This window comes from Marinagarivorans sp. (assembly GCF_982758155.1).
On the sequence record NZ_CEXWTU010000279.1, the window covers coordinates 1 to 5,590 of the forward strand.

Annotated in this window: 3 protein-coding genes; all 3 read right to left on the reverse strand. The window is 45.3% G+C overall.

Going from position 1 to position 5,590, the window contains the following annotated elements:
• Nucleotides 1-331 precede the first annotated feature (331 nt).
• Entirely contained in the window at nt 332-2,617 is a 2,286-nt protein-coding gene (locus AC3A8L_RS19310) for a glycoside hydrolase family 9 protein (RefSeq protein ID WP_487963910.1), read from the reverse strand.
• A 376-nt stretch (nt 2,618-2,993) separates the two neighbouring features.
• Complete coding sequence (locus AC3A8L_RS19315) at nt 2,994-4,112, reverse strand: ferritin-like domain-containing protein (protein ID WP_487963908.1); 1,119 nt, start codon at nt 4,110-4,112, stop codon at nt 2,994-2,996.
• Nucleotides 4,109-5,590, reverse strand: a 1,482-nt coding sequence (locus AC3A8L_RS19320) for a GMC oxidoreductase (RefSeq protein ID WP_487963909.1), incomplete at its 5' end; no start/stop codon positions are given. The genes AC3A8L_RS19315 and AC3A8L_RS19320, both read right to left, overlap by 4 nt.

Here is a 5,590-nt window from a genome sequence, read left to right on the forward strand (position 1 = left end):
CAGGAAGCCCCTTATTAGACATTGCAGGAGCATAATGTCGTGGAGCGGTTATCGAAGCGGCTTTCTTATCGAGGCGCTTAAAGGGGCGCATGCCGGGGCCTATACGGATATAGGTCATTAGGGTAACGCATGGAGCAGTTACCGAGGCATGTAACGCTTTGAGCAACGAAGGTAAGGATGTCGAGATCAAGCATTAGTGGATGAAATATTGTTTCCTCGTCCCTTATAGCCCAATTACACTCCCAGTGACACCCACACAAAAAAAGGCTACCCTTGAAAAAGAGTGGCCTTTTCTCATATCATAAACCTAGAAACCGCAGTTAAAACATCGTTAATCCGCTTGAACGGCAGCCAACAAGTAAACCAGAGGCGCGTTCCAGTTAATTGTGACCTCGTTTGTCGCATAGCTACACCAGTCATCAATATAAGCCGTTGCTGGCAGTGTATAAGCATAGGTCCCACAAGAAGCAATATCCTGCTGCCCGGGTTGCGGGCCACCTACCACAAAGCCAGGTACTGGGGCATCAATGCCATCAGCAGCTGAGGGGCGATGATGAGGTGCCATTGGGCTTTTGGAGCCAAAACCAGTAACAAAGGAATATTCAGTCGCGTTGCGGCCAAAAATATAGTCCAACACCGATTCTGCAACAGCCAGGTACTTCTCATCACTCGTTATACGATAAGCTTGATAAGCCATCATGCCTTGATTTAATGCACCGCTGTTGCTGCCCCACCCAAAATCACCGAGCGTCATCGGAACCTTATAGGCCGAAGCTTCCTGCTTCACCACCAAGCTGTCTGCCAGCTCAATAATCGCAGCTGTTACCACGGCGTAAGCTGCATCAGTTAAGACCCCTTTGCCGTGTTCAGCCAAACTAATAAACGCGAAAGGCTCGACTCCAGCCCACCAAGGCGTACCGACACCTGGGGTTACATTGGCATTAAATGCTTCAAGGTATTGCTCCTCTTCGGTTAATAAATAAAGCTCTGCAGCGGCCCATGTAAATTCATCTTTAAATTCTTGCGCAGCCCAAACGGCATCATCTAGTACACCACTCGACCATGTGGAATAAGCGCCTGTATAAATATCCGTCGCTTTAAACGGCACAGCCGCATTCGCACTTGCCCACGCCCAAGCGTTAATCGCCGCCTGTTTGTAATCCACCGACTTACCGGGAAATTCTGCATCGAAATCAGCATACACACGACTAGCAACAGCCATTACAGCAGCGAAATCTAAAGTCGCAGCAGTGGTTTTCATATCGACGTAACGCTGAGCAGTGCCCGCAGAAGGCATTACAACAGCCGAGAAATTAGCGGTTGAAAGTTTATGATATACCCCACCATCCAAATCTTGCATATCTTCTAGCCACTCAAGATTCCAGATAATTTCATCTAGAATATCTGGAGCCGAATTCATAGACTCAGGAATATTAATGGTTCGATCCGAATAGAAACCCTGAAAATGCTCATACGCCGCCAGTAAGGTATAAGTGGCTGCGCCAGCATTCACGACATATTTATTGTAGTCGCCAGCGTCGTACCAGCCTTTAGCGGCTGAGATAACTGTACCTACAGGGCGGTCATCTGTCGCTGCCGATGCGATCACCTCCACTTGATCATCAGGGTGCCCTGCATCCCTCGCCCACACGCCCGCAAATTCAGGTAATAATTCGGTGCTAGCACGGTTAAAATAATAAGCTTTTAAAGCCGCATCATGCGCGTCAGCATAAATGGCGCTACCGATTGAGAATGTCGCTGAGTCCGCTTTTCCAGCGATCACAATCTTATACGTTCCCTCTTCTTGAAATGTACTAAAATCAGCCTGCTTAACAGTCTCTTCTGACGGCGCCCAATAGAGCTCTTCAGATAAGTCACCCGAGAAAACAACCGCATTATCTGCCGCATTAACTAAATCAAATGTTGTTTCCACTGTATTTGGAATAATGGCAACTTTAGCCGAATGGGGTAAATAACCTAATTGGTTCACCTTAACAATTTGGCTAGTTGCAGGAGGCTCAGGCAATTTAACTAGCCCACTCTGGGCCTCAATTAAAATACCGGCAACATTGGCCGCATCCGCCACACCTTCAAAGCGTATATTGAGAACACCATCATTCACGGCTATTCCTGTAAATACCGCATCATAAGCAACGTCATGCCCATAGCTACTGAACAAGTCAATGGCATCAACAACCTGCTGTTCCTCTATATAAACATTTTGAACACGCTCACCAGCATCATTCCAATACAGCTCGATCATATGCAGCGTCACATCAAAAACACCATTGGTGACTGGAATTTCATAAGAAAAATCTGCCCCCCAACGTTCACTTTGAAATACGTTCTGCAAATCGGTATTGGTAATCACATCCTCTGTCGAACCTTTACCGCCACCCGTGGAATAAACATCGGTACGGTATACCACACCGCTACCGGCTTCAAATTTATCGCCGCCTGCATTAATACCAAAGGTCTGAACAAACTCATCAGAACTCGCCGACGATGAAGAGCTGACTGATGTACTCGAATTGCTGAGCTTTGGTTGAGCATCGCCACTACCTGAGCCACAAGCACTCAGTAAAACGATACTAAAAATAACGGCTATATACTGCATCACTGTTTAGTCCATCCTATGATAAAGATTGATAAGACCGATTAGTGTACTTAGAACCCTTAAATACGAATATAAATTTGGGGTAAAGCAACAGATATATACGGCAGACGCCCTTGAAAAAATATTGTTACGAAGAATTAGTCAGCGAAAATAAGATACAGAAAAATAAATAGAATACCCCAATGTTTTATATATTCTACATAACGCGGCAACGGAAGATATTAAATAGAATACAACCGCAATACTGCTAACCGCGATTACAACACGGATGCGACTCTTTAATCGCTGAAGGTATTAAGGTGATGATGGAAGGTTTTTAACGAACATAAAAATCCGCTATAACATACCTAGACGCCATAGCGGTTCTTACATCGACTTATCTTATATATTCAAAAGGTGCGCCAACGGTTTCACCCTGATGGTTTATCAGAGGTGATGGTGTTTTCATCAACGCAATCGCTTTATATTTTAAATCCCACATTACCGTCACGGCTTTACGCATACCCGCAGGCTCACCTTGCTCAACATCACAATTATCGCCGTTAAACGCTGCATAAATATTATCGACCAACCGGGTGTATGTTTCATTAAATGCATCTACCGCCAAGCCAATATCGGTACCCTTATAATCTGCCGCTTGCGGATTAGTCATCGTTGGGTAGACCTCACTCCAATCAATGGGAATAATATCGCCATTGGGCTTCTCTGCAATTGTTTGCGATGGCAGGTAACGTCGTCCAAATTGTATTTCACGAAAGCGTACATAGTGAGAATACATTTTCCAGCCATCCGCTAATGTATCACCATCCTCGATGGACTCTGAAGTAACGTTCACACCCGAGTGCTCGCAAGCTGTTGCTTGCAATATGTCTTTCGATACCCCCTCACCTTGATCTACAATTTCTTTAATGGCTTTAAGGGCTGAAGCTTTATCCGTGACAGTAAATAATTTTCCCGCCCCGCCGTAATACTCCTCACCCTGAATTTGACAACCCCGGCGGGCTATACGTGCTTCCTCAAAAACACGTTCATCACACAAGGTGTCTATACCTTCTGATATTGCCGCATAAAAACAACCAATAGATTTATAACCCTGCGTGGGCTGCTCATCATTACAGGTACTGGGTTGCTCTATATCAATAAACGTTTTTAATGCCTCGCGAGAAAAACGCCTAAGATCAATAATTCCCAAGCTGGGTAAAAAAGGGATAGTGGCAGGGAAATGGGGTATCGGATCACCAACGCCCGTAACTGGCGCTGTACTGGGCACACCGCCAATGGCATTCAATACATTACCCGCAAGTGCCATATGCAGCATTTCTTCGATAACAACACTTTGTATTACACTGCTAGCCGCAGTATTTTCGCCTTCGGGTATAGAGTAAAGCGCTGTAAGGTAAACAGGAATTGTCGCTAATTCTAAGCCGATGGCAAACTGTAAATGAACACGTAACTCATCAAGCGTGGCTATAGGTTTTTTTCCAGACAATATCATGACAATTTTCCTTCAAGGTACTTATTAATATTCTCACCCGCTTGTATTGCCAATGCCGTCATTGTTAGTGTTGGATTGGATGTTCCTATGGTTGGCATATTGCCACAGCCCACCATAAATAAATTGCTGTGGTCCCAGCTTTGCTGATGCTTATTCACTACCGAGGTTTTACTATCGTCGCCCATTCGGTGCGTGCCCGCCAAATGCCCCGCCCCCTCAAAAGCATAACCACGGCCGCCGTAAGTCACGTAACCCGGTGCCGAACTATCATAGTGGGTATAATCCCAGCCGGTTTCAAAATCACTCGGGTTAACCTTAGGTTTAGTCACATCGTCATTAGCATAAAGTTGCGCTAAGCCCAAATGTTCAAATACTTGGCGAGAAGCATCCCGCGCGGCTTCCATTCCCGCCTTTACATACTCAGGTAAATCGTAACGAATAACGGGCCGATGATTACCCAACTGATCGCGGTAATTATCGTCAATCGTCACAAAATTTCTGTCTTCTGGAATTTGCTCAAACTCCCAAGCCATACGAAATTGTCGTGGCAGGACATTGGCCATTTTTGCTCTTAGTGCTTTACCCCACAGCGGTTTAACCGGCTCCTGCTCGCCATCCTGTCCGGTTAATGCAATTTCGAAAGTTGAGTTCGGTGCTCCAGCCGAAAAATTCCAACCCCAGTTACCAATTTCTACTCGAAATGCCGAATGTTCATTACGGAATTTCCCATCGCGAAACGCAGGTATACCCGATGTAGACCCTGGACCACGATAAGCACCGATTTTTTCAGACAGTAAGCCCCACGTTAAAATAAGTGGGTGATCCATAAGATTGCGACCCACTTGCCCGCTAGAGTTGGCGACATTAGACGCCAGTAATAATTTAGCGCCCTCAATAGCATGGGCCGCCAAAACAAATACTTTACCCCGTATATTAACGGTTGTGTGCTCGCCTGAATTTTCATCTTGATATTGTTTACACACAACACCGGTAACTTGACCGGTTTTTTCACATACCTCAATAGTAGACGCAACCGTTTGTGAAACGATTTCAACCGTTGTTTGAGCCTCGGAATCAACACTGAAGTCACGCTGCAAAGCATAAAGAGTTTTTAAGGCATTGTATTTTGCTTGCACGGGGCAGATCGGAATACAACTAGAATTTCCCTCACAACGCTGCCCCTGAGAAGAATTACCCACCGCGCCTACAGGTTGATAATCACCACGCGGAATCGAGTTTCGACCCACCGGCGTACTACTGACTTTAACATCAAATTGTTCACCCGATAAATTCACCGCTAAACCATCTATTTTTTCAGCAAGATAATTATCTAAGTAACTGGGTGGTATACGCTCCATGGGGAATTCAAAATCGCCGAAATAAGAATCGTCAATACCAGGATAAAATTGATCCGCCACATTAGCCGACACACCAATAATTTCACGCTCAGCACGCTCATAGTAGGGTTTTAAATCTTC